This window comes from Alteromonas lipotrueae, assembly GCF_019249215.1.
Classification (GTDB): Bacteria; Pseudomonadota; Gammaproteobacteria; order Enterobacterales; family Alteromonadaceae; genus Alteromonas; species Alteromonas lipotrueae.
On sequence record NZ_JAESDI010000011.1, the window covers coordinates 100,493 to 124,179 of the forward strand.

The 23,687-nt window shown below is 42.7% G+C and carries 24 protein-coding genes; 11 read left to right on the forward strand and 13 right to left on the reverse strand.

From position 1 onward, the window contains the following. The first annotated feature begins 85 nt into the window (after positions 1-85). Complete coding sequence (locus JKP82_RS14410; RefSeq protein ID WP_013786762.1) at positions 86-358, forward strand: hypothetical protein; 273 nt, start codon at positions 86-88, stop codon at positions 356-358. Between the two features lie 299 nt (positions 359-657). Continuing rightward, a complete protein-coding gene (locus JKP82_RS14415) occupies positions 658-2,004 on the forward strand; it encodes an ABC1 kinase family protein (RefSeq protein WP_218397558.1) in 1,347 nt (448 codons plus the stop codon). A 62-nt stretch (positions 2,005-2,066) separates the two neighbouring features. Here JKP82_RS14415 and JKP82_RS14420 read toward each other — a convergent pair whose 3' ends face one another. Both JKP82_RS14420 and JKP82_RS14425 read right to left on the reverse strand, forming a co-directional pair. Continuing rightward, positions 2,067-2,375 carry a DUF6482 family protein gene (locus tag JKP82_RS14420; RefSeq protein ID WP_159534186.1) on the reverse strand — a complete coding sequence of 103 codons (309 nt, stop codon included), beginning with the start codon at positions 2,373-2,375 and terminating at the stop codon, positions 2,067-2,069. A gap of 88 nt (positions 2,376-2,463) precedes the next feature. Beyond that, positions 2,464-3,726 (reverse strand): sterol desaturase family protein, encoded by a 1,263-nt coding sequence (locus tag JKP82_RS14425; protein ID WP_218397559.1) that lies wholly within the window; start codon positions 3,724-3,726, stop codon positions 2,464-2,466. Between the two features lie 319 nt (positions 3,727-4,045). Between JKP82_RS14425 and JKP82_RS14430 the strand changes: the two genes are divergently transcribed. From JKP82_RS14430 to JKP82_RS21035, 7 genes are all read left to right on the forward strand, one after another. Further along, positions 4,046-4,906 carry a DUF3014 domain-containing protein gene (locus JKP82_RS14430; RefSeq protein ID WP_013786766.1) on the forward strand — a complete coding sequence of 287 codons (861 nt, stop codon included), beginning with the start codon at positions 4,046-4,048 and terminating at the stop codon, positions 4,904-4,906. After that, positions 4,893-5,462 (forward strand): DUF1285 domain-containing protein, encoded by a 570-nt coding sequence (locus JKP82_RS14435; protein WP_218397561.1) that lies wholly within the window; start codon positions 4,893-4,895, stop codon positions 5,460-5,462. The genes JKP82_RS14430 and JKP82_RS14435 overlap by 14 nt, the downstream gene beginning before the upstream one ends. A 220-nt stretch (positions 5,463-5,682) precedes the next feature. After that, a complete protein-coding gene (locus JKP82_RS14440; RefSeq protein ID WP_218397563.1) occupies positions 5,683-6,990 on the forward strand; it encodes a metal-dependent hydrolase family protein in 1,308 nt (435 codons plus the stop codon). A 54-nt stretch (positions 6,991-7,044) separates the two neighbouring features. After that, positions 7,045-7,635 (forward strand): YqaA family protein, encoded by a 591-nt coding sequence (locus JKP82_RS14445; protein ID WP_218397565.1) that lies wholly within the window; start codon positions 7,045-7,047, stop codon positions 7,633-7,635. Positions 7,636-7,769: 134 nt separating this feature from the next. Further along, positions 7,770-8,231: a hypothetical protein gene (locus JKP82_RS14450; protein WP_159534196.1), complete on the forward strand. Its 462-nt coding sequence runs from the start codon at positions 7,770-7,772 to the stop codon at positions 8,229-8,231. Between the two features lie 53 nt (positions 8,232-8,284). Next, positions 8,285-8,467 (forward strand): hypothetical protein, encoded by a 183-nt coding sequence (locus JKP82_RS14455; RefSeq protein ID WP_159534198.1) that lies wholly within the window; start codon positions 8,285-8,287, stop codon positions 8,465-8,467. Between the two features lie 141 nt (positions 8,468-8,608). Next, entirely contained in the window at positions 8,609-9,421 is an 813-nt protein-coding gene (locus JKP82_RS21035) for a DUF1206 domain-containing protein (RefSeq protein ID WP_218397567.1), read from the forward strand. A 25-nt stretch (positions 9,422-9,446) separates the two neighbouring features. On the opposite strand, the gene tusA is transcribed toward JKP82_RS21035, so the two are convergent. The 3 genes from tusA to rph are packed head-to-tail and all read right to left on the reverse strand — an operon-like array spanning position 9,447 to position 11,071. Beyond that, the gene (tusA, locus tag JKP82_RS14465; RefSeq protein WP_159534202.1) at positions 9,447-9,704 is read right to left on the reverse strand and encodes a sulfurtransferase TusA; all 258 of its coding nucleotides are present in this window, start codon (positions 9,702-9,704) and stop codon (positions 9,447-9,449) included. Positions 9,705-9,706: 2 nt separating this feature from the next. Continuing rightward, the gene (gene pyrE / locus JKP82_RS14470) at positions 9,707-10,348 is read right to left on the reverse strand and encodes an orotate phosphoribosyltransferase (RefSeq protein WP_218397569.1); all 642 of its coding nucleotides are present in this window, start codon (positions 10,346-10,348) and stop codon (positions 9,707-9,709) included. A 9-nt stretch (positions 10,349-10,357) separates the two neighbouring features. Next, a complete protein-coding gene (gene rph / locus JKP82_RS14475) occupies positions 10,358-11,071 on the reverse strand; it encodes a ribonuclease PH (protein ID WP_013786776.1) in 714 nt (237 codons plus the stop codon). Positions 11,072-11,358: 287 nt separating this feature from the next. Between rph and JKP82_RS14480 the strand changes: the two genes are divergently transcribed. Together JKP82_RS14480 and JKP82_RS14485 are read left to right on the forward strand one after the other, a co-directional pair. Then, positions 11,359-12,222 (forward strand): YicC/YloC family endoribonuclease, encoded by an 864-nt coding sequence (locus JKP82_RS14480; protein WP_159534206.1) that lies wholly within the window; start codon positions 11,359-11,361, stop codon positions 12,220-12,222. Positions 12,223-12,399: 177 nt separating this feature from the next. Beyond that, complete coding sequence (locus tag JKP82_RS14485; RefSeq protein ID WP_218397571.1) at positions 12,400-13,632, forward strand: tyrosine-type recombinase/integrase; 1,233 nt, start codon at positions 12,400-12,402, stop codon at positions 13,630-13,632. Positions 13,633-13,663: 31 nt separating this feature from the next. Here JKP82_RS14485 and JKP82_RS14490 read toward each other — a convergent pair whose 3' ends face one another. From JKP82_RS14490 to JKP82_RS14525, 8 genes are all read right to left on the reverse strand, one after another. Beyond that, positions 13,664-14,104, reverse strand: coding sequence for a hypothetical protein (locus JKP82_RS14490; RefSeq protein ID WP_218397650.1), 441 nt, complete (start codon positions 14,102-14,104; stop codon positions 13,664-13,666). After that, the gene (locus JKP82_RS14495; RefSeq protein WP_218397573.1) at positions 14,086-14,658 is read right to left on the reverse strand and encodes a Panacea domain-containing protein; all 573 of its coding nucleotides are present in this window, start codon (positions 14,656-14,658) and stop codon (positions 14,086-14,088) included. The genes JKP82_RS14490 and JKP82_RS14495 overlap by 19 nt, the downstream gene beginning before the upstream one ends. A 121-nt stretch (positions 14,659-14,779) precedes the next feature. After that, on the reverse strand, positions 14,780-14,953 hold the full coding sequence (locus tag JKP82_RS21085) for a helix-turn-helix transcriptional regulator (protein ID WP_218397575.1): 174 nt from the start codon (positions 14,951-14,953) through the stop codon (positions 14,780-14,782). A gap of 84 nt (positions 14,954-15,037) precedes the next feature. Continuing rightward, positions 15,038-15,202, reverse strand: coding sequence for a helix-turn-helix transcriptional regulator (locus JKP82_RS14505; protein ID WP_218397577.1), 165 nt, complete (start codon positions 15,200-15,202; stop codon positions 15,038-15,040). 107 nt (positions 15,203-15,309) lie between these two features. Continuing rightward, positions 15,310-16,593, reverse strand: a complete 1,284-nt coding sequence (locus tag JKP82_RS14510) for a hypothetical protein (protein WP_218397579.1) — start codon at positions 16,591-16,593, stop codon at positions 15,310-15,312. After that, positions 16,593-19,865, reverse strand: coding sequence for a type I restriction endonuclease subunit R (locus JKP82_RS14515; protein WP_218397581.1), 3,273 nt, complete (start codon positions 19,863-19,865; stop codon positions 16,593-16,595). Before JKP82_RS14515 ends, JKP82_RS14510 begins: the two co-directional genes overlap by 1 nt. Beyond that, on the reverse strand, positions 19,862-21,190 hold the full coding sequence (locus tag JKP82_RS14520; RefSeq protein WP_218397583.1) for a restriction endonuclease subunit S: 1,329 nt from the start codon (positions 21,188-21,190) through the stop codon (positions 19,862-19,864). Before JKP82_RS14520 ends, JKP82_RS14515 begins: the two co-directional genes overlap by 4 nt. Next, positions 21,190-23,562: a type I restriction-modification system subunit M gene (locus JKP82_RS14525; RefSeq protein WP_218397585.1), complete on the reverse strand. Its 2,373-nt coding sequence runs from the start codon at positions 23,560-23,562 to the stop codon at positions 21,190-21,192. The genes JKP82_RS14520 and JKP82_RS14525 overlap by 1 nt, the downstream gene beginning before the upstream one ends. Positions 23,563-23,687: the final 125 nt, after the last annotated feature.

Genomic DNA, 23,687 nt, shown 5'->3' on the forward strand with positions numbered 1-23,687 from the left:
GGTTTATATTAATAAATGAATGTCGATTTTTATAAAAAAGGGACAAGTAAGGGCATGCTTTTAACTCACACCATGGGGACTTTCCATGAGCGATAATACAACCACCAATGCGTTTTCCAATAACAAGAATATTATGTGGGTGCTACTTAGCGGCGCCATGGCACTTACCTTCATTGTGATGATGTTTTTACCTAACAGCGGTACGGGTGAGGGCATGATAGCGGTATATTCAGCCATGCTATGGTGTGGAATATTTGGCGCGGCATTATTTCGCTATATGACAAGAAATGGCTGGGTAGGGTTCGCAATAGGCAGCGTAGTTGGCCTTATACTACAAATGGTAGCTCAGATAGTCTAAACGCCTATATTGAGCACCGGTAATTTGAGAGCTAATTGTGTGATCATCGGTAGTTTAATCCCCAGTAGCGTAGCTAGAGCTTCGTAACACCTCAATGCAGCACTATTTAACTAAGCAATATACAAAAAATTAAGAAGTAATCGACCAACGACACTTTAGCGTATAAGTACTAAGATAATTTGGTACTCGTAGGCTGGATGCCATAGGTTGGACCTCACAGATTGGGTCTCACAGGGTGGTCTTCATTAAATGGGGCTGCCCGCGTTTCATAAAAGATTAAAGGCTTCCAAGGTTACTTCATGGCAAAAAATACCGATGAACGAAAAGCGCGAGCAGTACCGTCTTCTCGAATTGGGAGAGTAGGGCGCCTAGGTGCTTTGGCAGGCAAAATTGCGGGTAATGTTGTTACTAATGGTGCCAGCCAATGGATTAAGGGCGAACGCCCTGCACTTAGCGCATTGTTACTGACACCAAAAAATATTACCAACATTGCCGATCAGCTCGCCACCATGCGCGGTGCCGCCATGAAGCTAGGTCAGCTTATCTCTATGGATACGGGCGACTTTTTACCGCCAGAACTCGCTACTATATTAGCTAGGCTAAGGGAAGATGCCGATCCTATGCCAAAAGCCCAATTAGATACCACGCTAAAGGCTCAATGGGGAGAAAGTTGGCATGATGACTTGCTGTATTTTTCCTATGCGCCCGTTGCCGCCGCTTCCATCGGTCAGGTACACAAAGTGATTACTATGGACGGGAAAATGCTGGCCGCAAAGGTACAGTATCCTGGTGTACGTAAAAGTATCAGTAGCGATGTTGATAACGTAGCAACACTGATTAAACTCACAGGTTTGGTGCCGAGTTCGTTAGATATTGGCCCGCTGTTAGAAGAAGCAAAAATTCAACTTCATCAAGAAGCCGACTATCACCGCGAAGCCAGCATGCTATCGCGCTATAAAGACGCGGTTACGCAGCATAACGATGCTGAATTCGCTACCCAATTTGTAATACCCAGTGTTCATCCACAATTAACAACAGACTCTGTGCTGACAATGGAATTTATTGAAGCTAGCCCCCTTGATGCTGCAATGAACGCTCCCCAAGAAACTCGCAACAAGTTAATGACGTCACTATTCCAATTATTTTTTAACGAGATATTTGGCTTTAAGCTACTTCAAAGCGACCCGAACTTAGCCAACTATCGATACAAAGAAGATACTCAGCAATGGGTATTACTAGACTTCGGGGCAACGCGTGAAGTACCAGACGATATTGCGATGGGCTACCAAGCTCTGCTTCAAAGTGCTGCCAGCGGTAATAAACAAGACATGCAACACGCTGCCCTACAAATTGGCTTAATAAACCAAGAACACAGTGTTGCACAGCAAGATCTTGTTGTGGCATTGGGAATGGAAGCGTGTGAAGCAATTAGAGAAGACGGCCCCTACGATTTCGGCAATAGCGACCTGTTGCCAAGACTGCACGACAAAGGCGTGGCGTTAACCATGCAGCATGATTTTTGGCACACACCGCCAGTTGATGCATTGTTTATTCATCGCAAGTTAGGGGGGCTGTACATGTTGGCTAAGCGATTAGGCACACAAGTTAATATGCGCGCCGCCGCAGAGCCTTGGCTAAAGCCCTGAGATTACAGCCCTGACCTAACGCCTTGGCGGCCGTCCAAATATCACCTTAGCACCGTAAGTAACTAATAAGGCAACTGCATGCTAAATGGTAACGCCATTTGTTCTGCACTTTTGGGTGGGTTACCAATCATTTCGTCATAGGGGGAGTCGTGTTTCATAACGGCTTGCTGGACAGTGCAGTGAGAAAATACTTCTCGTATTTGGCCTGTACTGAAAAAACGCATGGGTCGGTCTTGCTTGTCGTACACCATGCCGCTTTTGTCCCCCACGGTTAGGTAGACCAAATAAACGTTCATCTCATACGACTGAACTTCAAGATAATCGATGTTTAAAGACTTACCTTCAATATGGGTAAATAGAAACTTGTGCATAACCGCCCCTCAGCGCACGTAAATCAACCGATGACTTTTTTGATAATTTTTACGCTGCTTCTTACGGTGCTGGGGATAAACAGGTTCATTACGATGGTATTGATGCTTGAGTATCGGTATCCTCTGAAGACACGCTTTCAGCCATATTGCTGAGTGTCACACTAGAGCGCACAGCCCTAACGAGCATGATCATACTGACCAAACACGCGCCACCAAATATGGCCGAAGGAATAACAAGCCCACTTCCTAGCCACATCAGTGGAAATATCAGTAGTCGAGGCCCTTCTAGCGCTAACGCCAATTTTGAACCGGCCAAAACAAACCCATTTTGGATACTCATCGCCACTATTGTCGCCACCAATATTAACTGGTGAGCACCACTTAATGCTTCAATAAAAAGCAATAAGTATACGGTGATAGACAACACGATAACGTGCTGCACCACACTGTAAAAAGTAACAGGGGCAGCCAATGCAGGATTAAATTTTTTGAACGAGGACAGCGGCGCCTTTTCGAAGGGAAAGCGTTCGGCCACGTCTTTGGGGCGCCACCCCGTGCGACCAAACCACACACGCAGTTTATCTTGCCAACGTGTGGTGTAAAAGCTGTCTTTGGCTAATTGACTATAAAGCTGTGCATTCGCCCACAAAGGGTTAAAACTTTTCAATGCACCGCGAATGCCGAATACCGGTTTGTCACTTTCTAATTCTGGAATAAAGGTATTGAATAAACGATCCCATATGATGAACACACCACCATAATTCTTATCGATATAAACACGGTTTTGGGCGTGATGTACACGATGGTTCGAGGGGGTAACAAACCATTTTTCCATCCAGCCTAGTTTATCAATATGCTGAGTATGTACCCAGAATTGATATATCAAGTTAAGTGCACCAACGGTAATTATCATCTCGGGCGGAAAGCCTACCAACGCCAATGGCAGATAGAAAATCCAACTGAAAATAGCGCCACTCGTTTGCCGCAATGCAGTAGTTAGGTTGTAGTCTTCACTGGAATGATGCACCACATGGGCAGCCCATAAAATACTCATTTCATGGCCCATACGATGATTCCAATAATAAAAGAAGTCGTACAATATGAATGCAGCTATCCATACCCAAGGTGAATAACTCAGTTCGATAAACGCAAAAGTATTAAACACCAATACATAGAAAGTGAGCGGTATAAGTTGATGCCCAAGGGCCATGATTCTCGATAACACGCCCATGCTTAGACTGGTAATCGCATCGTTTGCACGATAGTGACCTGTTTTTTTCCGCTTATCGACAAATATTTCAATGGCGATAAGAAGAACAAATAAAGGAATAGCAAAAAGAATGACAGTCATAATATCTACGCATTTTAAACCCATTTGAATTGTTAATAATATGTAGCAAATAATCAAGTTATTTTATATTTCACTGCAAAATTAAGGAATTTATAGAATGATGACACCAAAGTTTCTCCTTGTAACATTTCTTAAAACTAGCTGCTATCGCTAAGAAATTGCTACAAATTACGATCGAATTGCGAACCAATTACGTTAAAAAGTGTTCTAAATAAGGAAATTACCTTCATCAGAGAACAATTCTCTTGCGTGATATCCAAATATTGGGTGTTATCTCTGATAGTATTAATATTAGATCAGTTATTGCAGCGGAGATATTATGAGCGAATCGTCAGAAAAGCGTACGTTAGGTCCCCATTTTCTTATTATCGGGGTAATAATTGTAGTCATCTTGGCTCTCGTGTTTTGGCCTTCGAAAGAAGAAGAGCCCGTCGCCCCCGAGCCTGAAGTTATTCAGCCAGATGCGGAAGCGCCTGTTGAAGAAGTGCCCGACGTTTTTGAAACTAAGCCTGCTCCGCCACCTTTAGAGCTTGAAGAGCCAGACGAAGTCCCTCCAATGCCGGAACCTGTAGAGCCAGATCCTGAGCCGTTAGATGTGAGCGACCCAGCCATAAAATCATCACTGCTGGATATTTCTACCGCCACTGACGACAGCGTAAACCGCATGATTGTGAATGAAGGTTTATTACAACGATTTGTGGTCTCGGTTACCAACTTAGCGAATGATGAAATGGCGCCCAATCACCAGTTGCTTACGCCTCCTGAACAAACATTTCGTGTTTATTCGCAGGCTGGAAAGCAATGGATTGATGCCGCAAGCTATAAGCGCTATACACCTTATGTAAACATGCTTGAGTCTTTTGAAAGTGAAGCGTTATTGGGCATGTACGATATTTATAAAGGCGACATTCAAGACAAATACGCAGAAATTGGCGATTCGAATAAAAACTTCAATGAAGTGGTATTAGATGCTATCGATCAGTTGCTCGATACACCTGAAGTGCCGGTACCTGTTGAAGTGTATACCGATTCAGTTACCTATAAGTACACCGATCCTCGTTTAGAGAATCTAAACGAGCCGCAGAAGCAGTTGCTTCGTACAGGCCCAGACAATATGCGCCGTATTAAAGCAAAGCTGCGTGAAATTAAAGTGTTACTTGAAGAAAATGGATCTAACTAGATTTCAACAGCAATTAAAGGGCACGTCTGACAAGGCGCGCCCCCTTCCGCCGGTGGAAAAGTGGAACCCGCCTTTTTGCGGTGATATCAATTTAACCATCGCGCTAGATGGCCGTTGGTTTTACGAAGGTAGCCCCATAGGTCGAGCAAGCCTAGTTAAGTTGTTCGCTTCTGTGCTTAAAAAAGAAAACGACAATTATTTTCTGGTTACCCCTGTTGAAAAAGTGGGCATTACCGTAGAAGACGTTCCTTTTTTGATTACCGAGTGGCGTTTTGATAACGATTGCTTAGAGCTCACCACGCAAACTGGCGATATCGTTACACTGAGCTCGGCAGAACAACTCAGCTTACGCAAGCCCCCCCCCGACTTACAAGATACCGAAGCAACGCCCATTCCCTATGTTTTAGTTAGACGCAATTTGTGGGCGCGCTTGCACCAAAACGTTTATTACCAACTGCTTGAGCACGCTACCGAGCAGCAAGAAGGTGATGAAACGCAATTTGTGGTTACCTCGAATTCTATCCCCTTCATTATTGGCGCCGTGCCCACGAAATAGTGGTGCAAGGCTTTAGCATTAAGCTTCGATGAAAGCCTTTGGTTAAAAGTCTCTGTTTAAAAGCTTGGGCAGAAGCTGAAGATGGCGAAGGCGATTGCGAGCAGTTTTAAATATCACAGCAAGTAAAATAGCACCGGTAAATAGCGCAAAGTTTTGCGTTAGCTTTACTGGTGTTTTACATTGGTTCTTCGTCTATTCAAACATCATAAGAAGAACCATCATGAAAAAGACACTGACTTCCTTAGCTATTTCCTTAGGACTGGCAACACTTGGCACAATTGCTCTTTCAGCGCCTGCCTTTTCCGCAACCTTAGTGCACGCGGGTAAAGCCTTCACCGGTACGTCGGACAAGCTTAAAAGCGAAGTGACCATTATTATCGAGGGCAACAAAATTGCGTCGGTAGAGTCTGGCTATAAAACACCCTCAGAATCAGACACGGTTATCGATTTAAAGCATGCCACAGTAATGCCTGGCTTGATGGATATGCATGTTCATCTATCTTCCCAGCATGGTGGCCCTCAAACCTATTTAGAACGCTTTTCATTGAATGAGGCTGACTATGCACTTAAGGCCGCTAACTATGCTGAAATTACGCTAGATGCTGGATTTACCACAGTACGTAATTTAGGTGACGGCTATCATGAAACTGTCTCTCTTCGAAATGCGATCAGTAAAGGTTATGCCACCGGCCCGCGTATATTCACGGTTGGAAAATCAATAGCCACCACTGGCGGACATGCCGACCCAAGCAACGGATTATCTCACTTACTGCGCCCCGACGTTGGCCCTAAACAAGGCGTGGTTAACGGCGAAGTAGAAGTCCGTGAAGCCGTTCGCTCCCGTTATCAAGACGGTGCAGATTTAATTAAAATCACTGCCACTGGCGGTGTATTGAGCGTAGCGAAAAGCGGTCAAAACCCACAATTTATGACCGATGAATTAGACGCTATTGTACAGACCGCAAAAGATTACGGCATGACGGTAGCGGTTCACGCGCACGGTAAAGAAGGCATGAAACGCGCTATTGTCGCTGGCGTTGACTCTATTGAACACGGCACCTATATGGACGACGAAGTGCGCGAACTAATGAAACAAAAAGGGACTTACTATGTGCCAACGATTTTGGCGGGTAAATTTGTTGCCGATAAAGCGAAAATAGACGGTTACTTTCCTGAACTAGTGCGCCCAAAAGCCGCGGCAATTGGCCCGCTAATTCAAAATACCTTTGAAAAGGCTCACAAAGCAGGCGTAAAAATTGCTTTTGGAACAGACAGCGGAGTTTCTGCACATGGCGATAACGCGCAAGAATTCTCCCTAATGGTTGAAGCAGGCATGTCTGAAGCAGACGCGCTATTGAGCGCCACCGCTAATAGCGCGGCATTGCTGGGCGTTAGTGATACATTAGGTACATTAGAGGCTGGAAAATTTGCCGACTTGGTGGCCGTGGTAGGTAACCCGCTAGAAGACATATCGCTTTTAGAAAGTGTGTCTTTTGTAATGAAGGACGGCAAAATTTACAAACAATAAAGGAAGGCTTTGGGTATCAGGGCCGCATTAACGTCAAGGCAGTAAAAATAAAAGATGGCACTGGGTAAAAAGGTAAAGAAAAAGACAAAGCAACTGGTAGACTCCAAACACATGCTTACCAGTATTACGTTTGCGTCTTTTTTAGAGTCGACTATTGTGCCGGTGCCTCTTGAAGCGGTTATGGTGCCCTTGATGCAAGCCCGTCGCGATAAGCTTTGGCTGATAGCGCTAATGGCAACCTTGGGCTGTGTAGTGGGTGCAATATTTGGCTACGCGCTAGGGTATTATTTATTCGACCTACTCGGCCAGTGGGTAATTGATACTTTTTCCAGCCAACAACAATTCGACAGTGTTAAACAACAAATGCAGAACCAAGGTTTTTGGTTTGTGATGACATTAGGTATTGCCCCCATCCCCTTTCAAGTGGCCATGTTAGCAGCAGGTGCTACCAAATTCTCACTCGGCCTTTTTCTGTTAGCCACGGTGATCGCGCGGGCCATCCGCTATTTTGGCTTAGCCGCCGTAGTGTATTTCGCGGGAAACAAGGCCGAGCAGCTTATTAAGAAATATAAAATTGCCGCCATCGCCGTGCTCACTGCATTGGTTATTGGCTTATGGTTTACGGTTAATGTGTTGAAAGGTTAGTGGTTTTTCTAGCACTATTTAATGCGCACTTAACGCACTAATCTGCTTTGTAAATTACTTCGATAAAATTTTTCAATTTTACATTTGATAATAATTCTCATTTGCACTAATGTAGTTTTTAGGAGGTGCAAATTATGAATTTACAACGGTTATGCCCAGTCTACAGGAAGTGGTTACAGCTAAACCCTTCACACGCCCGCGAGCACAGAATCGCTATGCAGGTACAAACGCAGCAAGCTCACCAAGCGGGCAAATATAACGAGGCGAGGAGCCTTGGCTATCAAACCTTCGAAGCCGCTAAAGTTGTTCTTACCGCCTTACAGCCGGTTTCCGATACGATTGATAAATCTATTCACGAAGATGTATTGGCCTTTGGCACAATGGCCATGTATTTATCTTCGTTGTTACACAAAGAAGATAAAAAACACGAAGCGCACCAAATTCTACAAGAGTGTCACCAGCAACTTATCGCCATACTGCCTTTGCATGCCAGCAAGCCCTCGGTATGTAAGCTTATTTGCGCCATACAAGTTGCGCTTGAGCAGGGTAGCGGTTGTATGCCAGTTGAGCATCAGCAGGCGCTATCGTTGCACTAGTGATACAACCAATCAACCGTAAAACATACCCCATGAAGGCGAGGGACATCAGCATGACAGTAGAAAACTTTCACGACAAAAATGATTTTATCTCACTCAACGTTAAAGCATCAGTGCTTCGAAAAATGTTAAGCGGGCAAAACTTGCACGTGTCAGACATACATTGCAACTGCTCTCGTAGCAAACAACAATTGCAGCAACTTCTGTTACAAGCCGTAAGTGGTAACAACAAATAGGTAATAGCAAGTAAAACGCACTACCGAGGCACTGCGCAGGTTTTTTTTTTACGCTTCTATTATTCACGCCTTTATAACTAGTGGTTCGATTCTTGATAATCGTAATAAACGAAATTCAATTATACGAACGAGGAGCGCACCGTGCGCGATACATCAAACTGGCTTTCCGCCGTTGCTAGCGCAGGTTATAGCGCGAAAACCATCATGTACTCCATGCTTGGTCTCTTTATTCTTTCCTCGGTAATTACTGCTGCAGACCGTGAAAAAGCGACACAAGAACACGTGTTTGTCACACTCAAATCACAGCCGTTTGGTCAAGTGTTACTAGCTATTTTAATAGCGGGATTAGTGAGCTACGCCCTGTGGCGATGGCTTCAAAGTATTTTAAACACCGAATCACTAGATATGACAAAAACCAAAGACATTATTATGCGCGTGTTTTTGTTTGTATCGGGACTATTCTATTTTGGTGCCGCGTTCTTAGGTGCAAAGGTACTTATTGGCAGCAACTCAGGCAATAGTTCGACTGGTAGCGGTGGCTCAAAAGGGGAGCAGGTAAGCCATCAACTTCTGCAGTATCAATGGGGAACCTATTTGGTTGCCGCTATTGGTGCAGGTGTGCTTATATTTGCTTTTATGCAGTTTAAACACGCTTACAAAGCAGACTTCCTCAAAAAATTTGAACAAGCAAAGCTAACGGGTCACAAACGGAAAACGACCAAAGTGGTTGGTAGAATAGGCTATTTTGCCAGAGGTGTGGTGTATTTGCTGGTGGGCAGTTTCTTTGTCATATCTGCGGTAAAAAACGACCCATCTGAAGCGGGAGGGCTGCAACAAGCACTACAAACCCTTACCCAGCAAACGTTCGGGCTCTACATGCTAGCTGCCATGGGAGTCGGGTTTATTATGTTTGGTATTTATTGCGGGTTTGAAGCCAGATATCGTCGAACCTGAGTTGACTAAAAGCGCTAAGCGCGCCCTACCCCCCTTTTTTGATCACATACTGATACGGCATTACATCGGTTTGTGATGCCACAAGGGTATGTTCCATAAATCGACAAAAACTGGGTATATCCCGTGCCGTTGAAGGGTCATCTGCCGTTACCGACAAAGTCTGACCGTCTTCCAGCTTACGTATTTGCAAACGCACCATCATCACGGGCTCTGGGCAACGAAGCCCCAACGCATCTAAATGCGTTGTGGCTTCATCAAAGGCTTGTTGAAATTCAGTCGCCATACTTAGATACCATAGGTTTCACGGTATGTATTTATCGCGTTGATTTCATTGGTCATATTGTCTTGCTCAGTTAAGTAAGTCACCACATCAGCTAACGTGACAATAGCAATCACGGTAGTACCAAAATCGCGCTCGACTTCTTGAATAGCAGATAATTTACCCTTACCGCGTTCTTGCCTGTCTAGCGCAATAAGCACGCCGGATAAACTCGCCTTGTGCTGCTCTATTAAGGTCATAGACTCACGAATAGCCGTACCTGCGGTAATTACATCATCCACTAACATGATGCGACCTTCCAGCGGGCTACCTACTAAGTTGCCCCCTTCACCATGAGTTTTCGCCTCTTTGCGATTAAAGCAGTAAGGCACATCACGATGATGGCTATCGGCTAAGGCTACCGCAGTCGTTGTAGCAATAGGAATGCCTTTATAGGCAGGGCCGAACAATACGTCGAATTCCACCCCAGCATCCACTAATGCATCGGCATAAAAGCGCCCCAACTTTGCTAAGTCGCCGCCAGAATTAAATAATCCAGCGTTAAAAAAGTACGGGCTTACACGGCCAGACTTTAAGGTGAACTCACCAAATTTAAGTACACCACGCTCAATGGCAAATTCAATAAAACTGCGCTGAAACGCTTTCATGGTAACTCCTTACGCCAGTGCTGCTTTTTGAATGTCGAACAATTCGCGCAAGCCGTGCTTAGCAATCGTCAGCATTTCATCAAGCTCTTCAAACGCAAACGGTTCACCTTCTGCAGTACCTTGTACTTCAATAAGCTTACCGGTTTCGGTCATGACGATATTCATGTCTGTTTCGGCTACTGAATCTTCGGTGTACTCAAGGTCAGCAATCGGCGTACCTTTATAAATACCTACCGACAACGCCGCAATCATGTGCTTAAGAGGGTTGGCTTTCAAAATGCCTTTGCTACGCATATACGTTAACGCATCAACTAAAGCCACACATGCACCCGTGATAGACGCAGTACGTGTACCGCCGTCAGCCTGAATAACATCACAATCAAGCGTGATCGTGTTTTCGCCTAGTAGTTTCAAATCTACTGCAGCGCGAAGCGAGCGCGCAATAAGGCGTTGAATTTCTAGCGTACGGCCACCTTGCTTACCACGAGCAGCTTCACGACCACTTCGAGTATGAGTAGCACGAGGAAGCATGCTGTATTCCGCCGTGATCCAACCTTTGCCCTGGCCTTTCATGAAACGAGGCACGCCTTCTTCAACCGTGGCGTTACACAACACTTTAGTGTTGCCGAACTCCACCAGCACTGAGCCTTCAGCGTGACATGTGTACTGACGAGTAATAGTAACGGGGCGAATTTGATTGGCGGTTCTGCCGCTTGGACGCATAGAGTTCTCCACGAGATGAATGCTTATAAAAGAAATAGTTCTGGCAAGTAACACACGGAATATTGGATATGTGTGCAGACAAGCCTGAGTTTGGGGCGTAAGTATAACGCACTAATACCAGCTGTTAAAAACGAACTTTCGCCCTTTTAACATATCGAACTCTTATCAATGTAGGCTACTATAGTGAATACAAGAAAACCTGCCTGATGATAATGATGACACAATGCGCGACAGCGGGTTGTTTTTGCAGGCTTTCATTTGCAAAAAGTGCAATAAAAGGACTATTTATGATTTACAGCATGACCGCATTCGCGCGGGTAGAAACGAAAAAAGACTGGGGCTCCGCGGTATGGGAAATACGCTCTGTTAACCAACGTTTCCTAGAAACCTACTTCCGCTTACCCGAGCAATTTCGCTCTTTAGAGCCTGTGCTTCGCGAACGTTTTAGAAAGAAACTGGCGCGCGGAAAAGTAGAGTGCGCGTTACGTTTCACCGCTAACGATGCTGCTGTAACCACACTTAACCTTAACGAAGCGTTAGCTAAGCAAGTACTTCACGCCGCCGACTGGGTGCAAGCTCACGGGCAATCTACCGGTGTAAACCCGCTAGACGTATTGCGCTGGCCTGGTGTTATTGCTGCCGAAGAAGCCGACATGGACACCATTCATGGCGATGTTATGGCTGCGTTCGACCAAGCACTTAACGATTTTATAAGCGCACGCGCCACCGAAGGCGAAGCGTTGAAAGGTATGATCACTCAGCGTTTAGACGCCATTGAAGTAGAAGCCGAGAAAGTAACCGCCCGTATGCCTGAAATTATGGTGTGGCAGCGCGAGAAAGTACAAGCCCGCTTCGAAGAAGCCAAAATTGAGCTAGATGCAGGCCGCTTCGAACAAGAAATGATTATGCTTGCGCAAAAAGTAGATGTTGCCGAAGAGTTAGACCGCTTAAACGCTCATGTAATAGAAACCCGCAACATTCTTAAAAAGGGCGGGGCAGTTGGCCGTCGTTTAGATTTTATGATGCAGGAATTTAACCGCGAGTCGAACACGCTTGGTTCAAAATCAATTAATACTGATATCACCCAATCGGCGGTTGAACTTAAGGTGTTGATTGAGCAGATGCGCGAGCAGATCCAGAATATTGAGTAGTGTTTCACAAAGAGTCAATAAATATCAAAGCCCTTGAAAATAGGGCTCTTAACCCCCTACCTTATAAAGTTTGTTTCATTAAACATCATAAATCGTCAAAATATCGGTGACTTATTGATGACCTAGAATTACCTACCTGCTATCATTTTTCATAAAGTCACCACTACTGAAATTTGTATGAAAGATTCAGAGCTAAGCGTTATTGCCAAATCAAAAGATGAAATGAAGCACCCTATCGATGATAATCTATATTTAAAACCTTTAAAGTCTGGCAAGGCATCTTGGATATTCAGATACACCTTTGCTACAAAGAGAAAAGAAATCACGTTAGGTACTTATGGGAAAGCACCTAGAGGTATAACCTTAAAGAAAGCTAGGGAATTAGCCTCTGATAACAAGGCCAATATAAGAAACGGAATAGATCCTAAAACAGTGCGGAAGCAATCTGAAAAAATGACTGTCGATGCTATTGCACAAGAGTGGTTGAAAGAAAGAAGGAGTAATATAGAGAACCCACAAATTCCTGAAAGAGTATACCGAAGAGATATTCAGCCGCACATAGGGCACCTTCTAATAGATCAAGTGACCTCTAAGGATATTTATAACGTTGTTCAAAAAATCAAGGATTCTGGAAGGCCATCTGTTGCAAACGACGCACTTGATCATTGTAAGCATATATTCACGCAAGCGATAATTCTTAATACTTTAGATAATAATCCTGCTTCAATTTTGAAGCCAAAACATGCTGGTGGAACAGAAAAGTCAAGAACGCGTAATTTGGAGTTTTCAGAAATAGAAATAGTCTTATCGGTGATGAGGTCGAACAAAGGGCAGTTCACTAGGGACAATTATATAGCTGTCTGTTTATTGCTGACATTAGGTGTTAGAAAAGGCGAGTTGATTGCTGCCAAATGGAGTGAACTTGATTTAAATGAACAGATTTGGAAACTCCCAGAAGCACGCACGAAGAAAAAGGCACCTGGTTTGGCAATAGGTCTACCAGACAAGATTATGCCTTTTTTAAATGAGTTAAAGGTCAGGGCATGTGGTTCAAAATACTTGTTTCCATCTCGACGAGCTTCGAAAAGAAGGGAGTACATTTCTGACGATACAATAAATCATGCTTTGAATACCTTATTTGGTATACCATCCAGCGTGCAAAAGAAAAAAGGAATCAAGTTACCAAACCTCATGCAAGAAGCTGGAATCGAAGAGCATTTTACCATCCACGATCTTCGGAGAACTTGTCGCTCTAGGCTTTCACAGTTAAAAACTGTATCTAATGTCGCTGAAAAATGCCTGAATCATAAAATAAAAGGCGTTGAGGGTGTTTATGATCAATGGGGATATTTTGATGAAAGGACTGAAGCTTTAAATACATTGGCTAATCGGCTAGCGCATTATTGGTAGCCGATTTGAAAATAGACTTTCTATGAAAACGTTAAGCTGCTTTGACTCTACTTTTATCCCAAGGAACTTTAAAAGGACTTGGGTGCTCAAGGCAGACATCAAAAATTAAGTGTTCCACAACGGTATCAAGCTCATTTTGCTTCAAATGAATAATTCCATCAGATACTTTCCCGAAGTATTTTTTATCAAAGCCATCTTTATAGAATTTATAGCCAAAATGATAGTGATGAAGCTGCTCTTTTTTAGCTAGCTCAAGAAAGGCGTCTTTTATAGGAGAGTTAAACTTCATTTCCCAGCTGGGCTTATATTTACCCTCTAGCTCATCAGGTGTGTACCCACTTTTAATAGGATTAATAAAGTTTTTATACAGTTTTTTGATTACGTCATCATCTAACTGCTTCAACTGCTTTATACAGTCGATTCCAAAATCAACTACGTGATTCATTTTTATCCCTAAAAATTCTTTATCCAATTCAAGAAGTCATCTTCTGTTTCAACTTCATTAGGCAAACGTACTCTTTTTGAAAGCTCTCTAACTTCCAGATAGTTATCCATCACGGATGCAAGTTGTGCATCCTGTCTTGACGTCAAGACAGTATCAAAATATTCCTTCATAGAATCCTTAGTAATAGAAGCGCCACCATAAGACATTGGAACATATACATCCTTCCAAGGTGCTTCAGTATGTGTACGATGGACTAGTTCCCAACAACCGAGATTCCCTAATGAGTCAAGAACAAAGTCCACCATTTCTTGGTTTTCAGGTGTCAGGTCAAAGAAAGCTTCACTGGGTTGGTGCGGAATGAGCGTATCACCATAGCGTTTATACTCATGATAAATAGTATCAACCACAGGGCCATGTCGCCAAGCTTCGAAATCTTCTGTGAATATAGGAGTGTTGTGCACAGCCAAATGCAAGCCCTGACAATAATAGGCAAGCTTTTGTAACTTAAGATGCGACATTGTAACTGATTTTTCTATTGCTCTATCCATTAGAGCATGAGCAAATTCCATTACAGAAATCATTTTACATTCTCACTATGACATTTGTGGAGTTGCTAAAACGGTTGCAAATTATACAGAAAACAACTGTGTATATCCACACATACTTCTAACAGACTTGTCGCTAACTGTACGTAAATATCGGTCAGATAACAAGCTTCAAGCCAGCTTCCCAAGTATCTAGTTGCTCCTCAGTCCAAAATATAACTCGTTTGTTTTCTCGGTTAGGTTCCGGAAACTCACCTGATTTTATCATTCTCCACAGGGTAGTACGGCTAACCTTTATCATAGCTAAAACTTGTTTTTGCTTAATGCCCATTTTTTACCTCAATGCCTTATAAATTCATCGAGGTAATTTTCCGGTATTTAAGTAGATTTAAGAAATTTAGATTATGCTAACTTTTTAAATCAGGTTAGCTTCCCAAGCCTCAATATCCTTAATTCTCCAGCCTACTAGACGTTTGCTTATTGAAACGGAATGAGGGAAATTGCCATCATCAATCTCCCTACGAATAGTAGACTCACTCATGCCAATAAGTTTTTCAAGCTCTCTGATTTTAATGATCATATTTTAGTGTCCAATTTTGCTAAGAGGACACTTATTTAATCTCACAAATCAAAAAAAAATAAATTCTGATTATGCTGACTTTTTTGTTTCTCTAGAAGTCTCTTTCTTTAATACTCTCTATCGAGAGAAGCTGACACTTCTTCAATTTCTGGCACTCCAAAACCGTTTCGACCAATAATAGGTTTATATATGTACTGAAAGTTCGCGCTTATTTCATGTCCTGAATATGGTCTATCATCAGCCATTTCGCCCTGAATATTTGCTGAGGCTTCCGCTAAGAAGTACCCTTCTGTTGTTTTATCAATATCAATAAACTCTGTATGTTCTACACCAAAAGAATGAGCATTACTATCGGCTATTGGGCCACTAACGGCTTCATGATTAACTAGATCGAAAACATTACTAGTATCATCTATAAATTCTTTCGCAACATCCTCCATGAGATCAGACGAAATAAACCTAAACTTATCTACTAATTCAAACATTCCAACCAAGTGGTCAAATAATTCTCCTTCATCAATTACTTCTTTGTGTTTTTGGATAACTTTCTTTAAATCATTAAGCAATTGACTATCATCATAAACAACACAGGTTAACTCTTCTAATTGGCTTATTGTAAAGGCATTATCAGTGAGCATTGCATCAACATCATCAAAGCCAAAGCAAGTGGCTACAGCCTCTGACATTAGCCCTATTGAGACATGAAGATCATCGACCATTAATGACTTAGATAGTGTATCGAGAAATAAATAAAGTGTTGGAAAGTGCGAGTTCACTATCTCTTGATGATGCTTTGCTTTAGCAATCTCATGAAAGTGTTGTTCTCTCTCTTCTTTACGTTGTGCTTCAGAAGCTTTAGCTTTTTCTTGTTGTGCTTCAGACTCTGCTTTTTCTTGGTTAGCAATAGCTTCTTTGGATTCAGCGGCTGCTTTATCCGCATCTGCACGTGCTTTTTCAGCGTCAGCATCTTTTTGTTTCAACTCAGCTTCTAGCTTTTTGCCCAAGTAAGGATTAGCAGGATTACCTTTGTATAACTCTTCATTTAATTCAGCCTTCTTCTTAGCTTTTATGATATCAATATCTACAACTTCATCGTGCCGCCACTCTTCAGCCTGCTTCAATAACTTGTGACTTAGTACATTAAAATAGGGTAAGCCAAAGGCATAAACTAATGCGACCAACAACGGCCATAACCAAATACTGTAATTTGACCATGTAATTACTTTCTCAAATGCAATTAGCCTAACTTCTAGGTCACCTTTACCCCAAAAAAGCAGTAGAAAGTGTTTCCAGTTGAAAAGTACCCACGCTCCCATGAAAGCACCTAGCACTGGGCTTGTGATCTTCACTTTGTTGTCGCTAAACCAGCTTTTCACTAAATCCTGAACCATTACAACTCCTGCTTACCTTGCTGGCCTTTAAACCCATTCAACATATCAAAAACCACTCTTGCAAACTGAGCAGTTTTAGATGGATCTGATAACAACTGCATCATCTGCTCTTGATGGGCTTCGCTGCTACCTAAGATGGCGTCATCAATTGCTTGAGGGAAGTCGCCGAGCATTGCTTGCTCACGGGTGTTGTTAGCAATTTGCGTCATTACAGCATCGTTTTCAGTGAGTTTGTCACGCACGGTAAACGCATAATTGATCATGTCTTTATCAGTGAGGTTGTCGGTGATGAACACCTCATTCAAGCGAGCAAGAATGTTAGACATAAACTCTTCTTTCTTGTCTTTGGCTTTTGCTGTTCCAACATCACTATTTGGTTCAAGCTTGTAATCAGCGCTGTCTTCCTGAAGCTTAATATTCTGCTGTCGAATTTTAGACAAACGATAATGGCTCATAACCACATTTGCTAAATCAATATCATCTTCGTCAATGACTTTCTCCCGCAGCAATGGGCGCAAATGTCTTGCGTACAAGCTCAGCTTTTCAAGTTCTTTATCGTCATAGTCCACAATCTGAGACATGAACTCATAGAAACGCGTAAAACTTCCCAAGTCTTTTTTAAATATCTCAAGCCTGTCTTTTTCTTGCTTGCAATCTTTAAAGCTGTTTTCAGCGTTAGCTATCAATACAGCATCACCTGTTTTCTTAGTTCGCTCGAACATTTCTTTAGCCTGTAAATAGGCTTCTACGGCTGAGCTATATCGTTTCTGCCATCTATCTACTGCTGGCTTACAGATATTGCTGATAGCGGCATTGGATTTGTTTTTGGTAAAGAAAGCATCACAGAACTGCTCTACCTCGTTCCAGAGGAATATACCGCTGGTACGAAGCTTCTCAAATAACTCAAACACGATATCAGGATTGGTGACATCCGTTAGTTCAGCAGTTTGATAATAGGGCTGGAATGCATCGAGAATATCTTGGGGATAGTTGAAGAAATCCAGCACAAAAGTGCCACTTTCGGCTTTACCAGGGTACGTTCGGTTTAGACGAGATAGCGTTTGTACACACTCCACCCCACCGAGCTTTTTATCCACGTACATCGCACATAGCTTTGGCTGGTCAAATCCGGTCTGAAACTTGTTTGCAACCAACATCAATTGATAACTATCTGTATCAAACGCCTTTCGCATGTCCTGCTTCAAGTCAGGATTCATGCCCTTTTCAGTGAATTTCTGATTAAGTAACGCAACGGCATCAGGATCGTTGGGGTTGAATTCGACTTCGCCAGAAAAGGCAACCAACGCTCGTATCGATTGATACCCTTTCTCAGTAACATACTTATCAAGAGCCAGTTTGTATCTCACCGCTTCCTTACGTGAGCTGGTTACCACCATTGCTTTGGCCTGACCGCCAAGCAACCCCATGATGTTGTCTTTGTAATGTTCTACAATCACCTTCACTTTCTGTGAAATATTGTACTCATGCAAGCGCACCCATTGATTTAGCTTGACCTTCGCCTTCTTGCTATCAACCTCTTTGTCAGCCGCCTCAATTTTCTGCGCTAATTGATACGCTACCTGATAATTGGTGTAGTTCTTCAATACGTCCAGAATAAAGCCTTCCTCAATAGCCTGGCGCATGGAATACACGTGAAAGGCTTCCGGTTTATTCTGTTTTGAAGCGGGCATATCTGGATTCGGTAAGCGCCCGAATAGTTCCAGCGTTTTAGCTTTCGGTGTCGCAGTGAACGCATAGTAGTTCAGGTTAGCGCTACCTCTACGAGCTGCAATAGTTGCGTCCAGAATATCTTCAGAAGTTAGTTCAGTATCATCGTCCGCTTCGTCTGTCATCAAAACTTCTTTTAACTGACGCGCCGTAGAGCCACTTTGTGAAGAATGGGCTTCGTCGGCTATCACTGCGTAACTGCGTTGTTTCAGTGATGTAGAATTTTCAATTGCGCGTAAGACGAACGGGAAGGTTTGAATAGTTACAATGATGATTGGTTGAGATGTTTCCAGAGCCTGAGCAAGCTTTTCAGATTTGGAGCCATCACCTTCTTTATTGTTGATACGACCTACCACACCATCAGCGTGTTCAAATTGATAAATGGTATCCTGTAGCTGGTCATCTAAAACCGTGCGGTCAGTAACCACAATTACGGAGTGAAACTGCTTGTTACCATTTGCATCATACAATGTAGATAACTGGTGTGCTGTCCATGCAATTGAGTTGGATTTACCGGAGCCTGCGCTGTGCTGAATCAGGTACTTATTACCTGTCCCCTCTTCAACCGCTGCATTAATCAGTTCAGTGACAACGTTCCACTGGTGATAGCGAGGAAAAATCAACGTTTCTTTTTTACTCTTGCGCCCCTCCCAATCTTCTTTTTCTTCAATCTGAAGATGGATGAACCGACCAATGATATTAAGCAGATTATCGGGCGTTAGTACCTCATTCCAAAGGTAATCTGTGGCATAGCGGTCAGCATCTTCTGGAATGTCATTACCCGCACCACCTTCGCTTGTACCTTTGTTGAAAGGTAAGAAAAATGTGTCATCGCCAGCGAGTTTAGTGGCCATATACACTTCATATTGGCTAACGGCAAAATGCACGAGCGCACCGCGTTTGAAGGACAGCAAAGGCTCGATTTTCTTGGTGGCGGGGTCTTTAGATAAACGGGTTCGCTTGTATTGCTTAATCGCATTCTCAACTGCTTGTTTAAATTCGGACTTCAACTCAAGCGTTGATACTGGTAGCCCATTCACAAATAAAACGAGATCAATACGCCATTTCTTAGACGCCTTTCCCGTTTCAGCAAGATGCTCTGCCGTTGCATAAGGGCTATAAACCAGCTCAGGCACAACACGGCAGATATTCTGCTGATAGCGATTGAGCGTATCAGGGTTTAAATCATGTTCTGGTTTAAACTGGCAAAGAGAAAAACGGGCATTGCGAATCTTTAATCCATGACGCAAAACACCTAAGGTGCCGTAGGTTCTAGACGCCTGGTCTGTCGCATTAATATCCGCTTTCTTTAACTGAGAGACCAACGCGTCGAGGAAATGGCGATCTGAATCGATAGGAAATACCTTACAGAACTTCTCCCATTCTTTTGGCTGGGTTTCTTTTATAAAAGCCAGAACATCTTGTTCATACAGAGCAGATTCGCAGTTGTAGTTTTCAGGCTGACCTAGTTGCCAGCCGTTGACCAACATTTGATTAATTATATCGTCCTGGAAAATCCGTTCCTGCGTTGCATCCATACTCATGCTGTTACCTCAACTTCCTCTGTATTCTTATTATCTGTTGGTTTCCAATTACGAACATCGATTTTGCCTGTTACAGCGGCTGAGATTAAAGCTGAACGGCGCTCTTTCAACAAAGCAATTTGAATTATTGATTTACCAACTAAATCACGAAACTTAGCCTCTTTGCCTTCAACAAAGCTACAAATATATTCTTGTTCATTTTGTGGTGGAACTAATACTGGTAAATTCTCAAAGCCTTCTTGATTAACATATATAAGTGTTGCAGCCGTTCCAATGGATTGAAAATAAGGTTTTGATATTTCAACAATTGATTGAAGATATTCAGGTTCGATTTTCTTAGGCTGAAATGCTTGTAACTGCTGGTTAATAATAGCATCAACCTTGTTGATGGAAGAAATACCGAAGTTACCAACACAACTTGCAATTACAGAGCGAGCTTTCAAAACCTTAGAACCAGCAGCTTTTGCGGATTCAGGGGAAATAAACTTTTCAGTCTCATAAATGTACTTTTGCCCCATATTTTCCATAGTAATCCAAACTGTACCAGTAGAATCATTAATATCAGGTTTATTACGCTGGGGTACGAATATTTTAGAGACAAACTTAGCTCGCGTAACCTGCCAATGCTCTGGCACTTCACCCAACCACTCCACACCAGACTCTTTCATTGGTGCATTTGGGTTCAAGCCCTTAGTTACGGCATGACTAATAACCGCTTGGCGCTTTTCTTTAAGGAGCTTAATTAGCTGTTGCTGCTTTTCGATTAGGGTGTCGATTTTTGCGGTTTCGTGGTCAAGAAAATTCGCAATTTTGATCTGCTCATCTATTGGAGGTACTGGATAAACTATGTTATTGAATGACTCTGTTGGTAATCGCCACCGCCCCAAATGCGCACTACCTTGCCCTAAATGGAAGAAGAGTTTCTGCTTATAGCCAAGTTGAAGTAAGTGAAGATAATATCTGCTGTGAAACTTTGAATTATCACTTATACAAAATACTCTATAGTCTGGGCTAGTTACGCCATTGAATTCAGATATATCTACGTAGCCAGTCAATAAGTCCATATGGTTCATAGCGAAATCACCGATATCAACTAACTGATACTTAGAATAATCCATTGAAAGCTGGCCTTCACCACTTTCAATGTCTTTTAATTTAATCCCTTTATTAGTAATAGATAAAACATCGTATCCAATTTCGCCAGCTATACGTTTCTGGATATTGAAAATGAATTTTAAACGTAACGTGTCCCAGTGCTCAGGAATATCTCCCAACCAATCGATACCGGACTCTACAGACTTAGAATATCTCCCAAATTCAATCATTAAGAATGAACCTCTTGAAGAAGTTGCAAAATCTCAGCGCTCACTGCATCAAGATCTTCATCAATCTCCTCTAAATCACGAGGTGGCTGGTAAATATAGAAATGCCGATTAAACGGAATTTCATAGCCAACAATTCCAATCTCACCGTCTTTCTCATCTCGCTTATCAGCATTAATCCATGCATCTGAAACATGGGGCGCGACTTCTTTTAAAAAGTATGTTTCGATCAAATCAGACGTTGCAATGCTTGGGTCTAGCGGCACATTTTCGTTATCACGTAAGTCTCCGTCTTGCTTAAACGACACCACTTTGCCTTTCCACTTGCTAACAGGCCCTTCGTATTCATACGCACCATAAAGTGGGTCTTCTTTACCTTTCAGCGCTTTATCAACAACACTTTCTGCATCTGGATTTTTGTTCGTTACTGCATCCAGAAACTGCTTTTTCTCTTTTGCATCAAATTTGATGTTTAGTGCTTTCAGGGCTTTGCTGTAATCGATTTCGAATTGGTTAAAGTCATCTGAACGCTTGTCTTTACCACCTGCAATGTCAGCTAGTTTAGTCTGAAGTTTTTGCACCTTTTCCATTAACGCTTTCTGGAACAACCATAATTTACTGCTCAGCACGTCTTTAATTTGCGCTTCTTTTAGCTCACTGAATTCTGCTTTAATCAGTGCTCGAACCTCTACCTGAACCTGGCTTAAGTCGCCGTAATTATCTTGATTCCATGATGAACCAAATTCACTGTAAATTCGCTCCATTACTACATTGAAAGGCTTGGGTGCAAAACGCAGGGATTCAATGGCTTCATCGGTGATTTGAGAAGATAAACGTAATGGTCTTTCAATCGTTATACGGCGATACCCAAACTCATAGGTATTGAATATTTTGCTGGCAAACGTCTTTGGCGCTTCTTGTTTCGCATTGGCGGTCTGACGACCACGATTTGATTTTTGTTTTGATGGTTTATCTATTTCACGAGCGTCTATGACTTCAAAATCACCAAAGGCGTGAGTGATTGTTTTTATGTTGTCGTCACTCATCTGATTGCGTTTGGAACCAAGAGACTTACGCATTTTTCCGTAGAGGTTTGAGCCATCGATAAGCTGTACCTTGCCCTTACGCTCGTCTTTTTTCTTATTGGTTAAGATCCAAACGTAAGTAGCAATACCTGTGTTGTAAAACATGTCAGTCGGCAATGAAACGATAGCTTCCAGCAAGTCAGCTTCTAAGATGTAACGTCGAATTTCACTTTCACCACTTCCGGCACCACCAGTAAACAGTGGTGAGCCGTTTAGAATGATGCCGATACGTCCGCCATTACTGACAACACCATCAACAGGCTGTGTATCTCGCATTTTACTGATGAGATGCATAAGGAAGAGTAAGGAACCATCTGATACACGTGGCAAACCTACCCCAAAGCGGCCATCAAAGCCTTCTAGGGTGTACTCCTTTTTAATGTCACTTTCAATTTTCTTCCAGTCTACGCCAAACGGTGGATTAGAAAGCATGTAGTCAAACTGGTCGGCAGGTAGTTGATCGTTCGATAAGGTGTTACCCAGTTTGATACGGCTGACATCCTGCCCTTTGATAAGCATGTCGGCTTTACAGATAGCGTAAGACTCTGGGTTAAGTTCCTGCCCGAAAGCTCGCATGACTGCATTAGGGTTCAGCTCATGCACGTATTCCATCCCAGATGAGAGAAAACCGCCCGTGCCTGCCGTTGGATCGTATATGGTTCTGATAATGCCTTCCTTCGTTAGCGCATCATCATCTTCCATAAATACTAAAGAGGTAGTTAAGCGAACAATATCGCGAGGAGTAAAATGTTCTCCAGCAGTTTCGTTAGAACTTTCAGCGAAGCGTCGGATTAGTTCTTCAAACACCAAACCCATATCGTGATTTGATATATTTTTTGGGCTTAGGTCTGTAGTAACGAACTTCTTTACGACTTTGTAAAGCAGGTTAGCATCGTCAAGCAGACCAACAAATTCGTCGAATTTGAAGTGTTCAAATATTTCACGGGCATCTTTTGAGAAGCACTGAATGTAGTTTTCAAGGTTGTCTTTAATATCACTCTGACCCATCTTTCCTAGATTCATTGGCGAGGTATTAAAGAATGACAAACCATTTGTCGCTCGAAGAAGCATTTTTTCCCGTGCTTCTTCAGGCAGGTTCATGGCCTTTATTTTTTCAGCCTGTGTAACAACAGCGTCTTTTGATTCTGATAATACACACTCAAGACGGCGCAATAACGTAAAGGGAAGAATAACGCGCCCATATTGTGATTGTTTGAAGTCACCGCGAAGTAAGTCAGCTACTGACCAGATGAAAGTAGCAGTTTGAGAGAAGTTTGCGTTCGTTGTCATTTTAGTCTTCCAAAAGTATTCGCCATCTACAGCGCTACTTGTCAATGTATTTTGGACTTATGCCCTTATTGAAAGCCGCATAACTCTGTAATTCTTTTATTTATCACCAATGTTGCCTTAGCTTG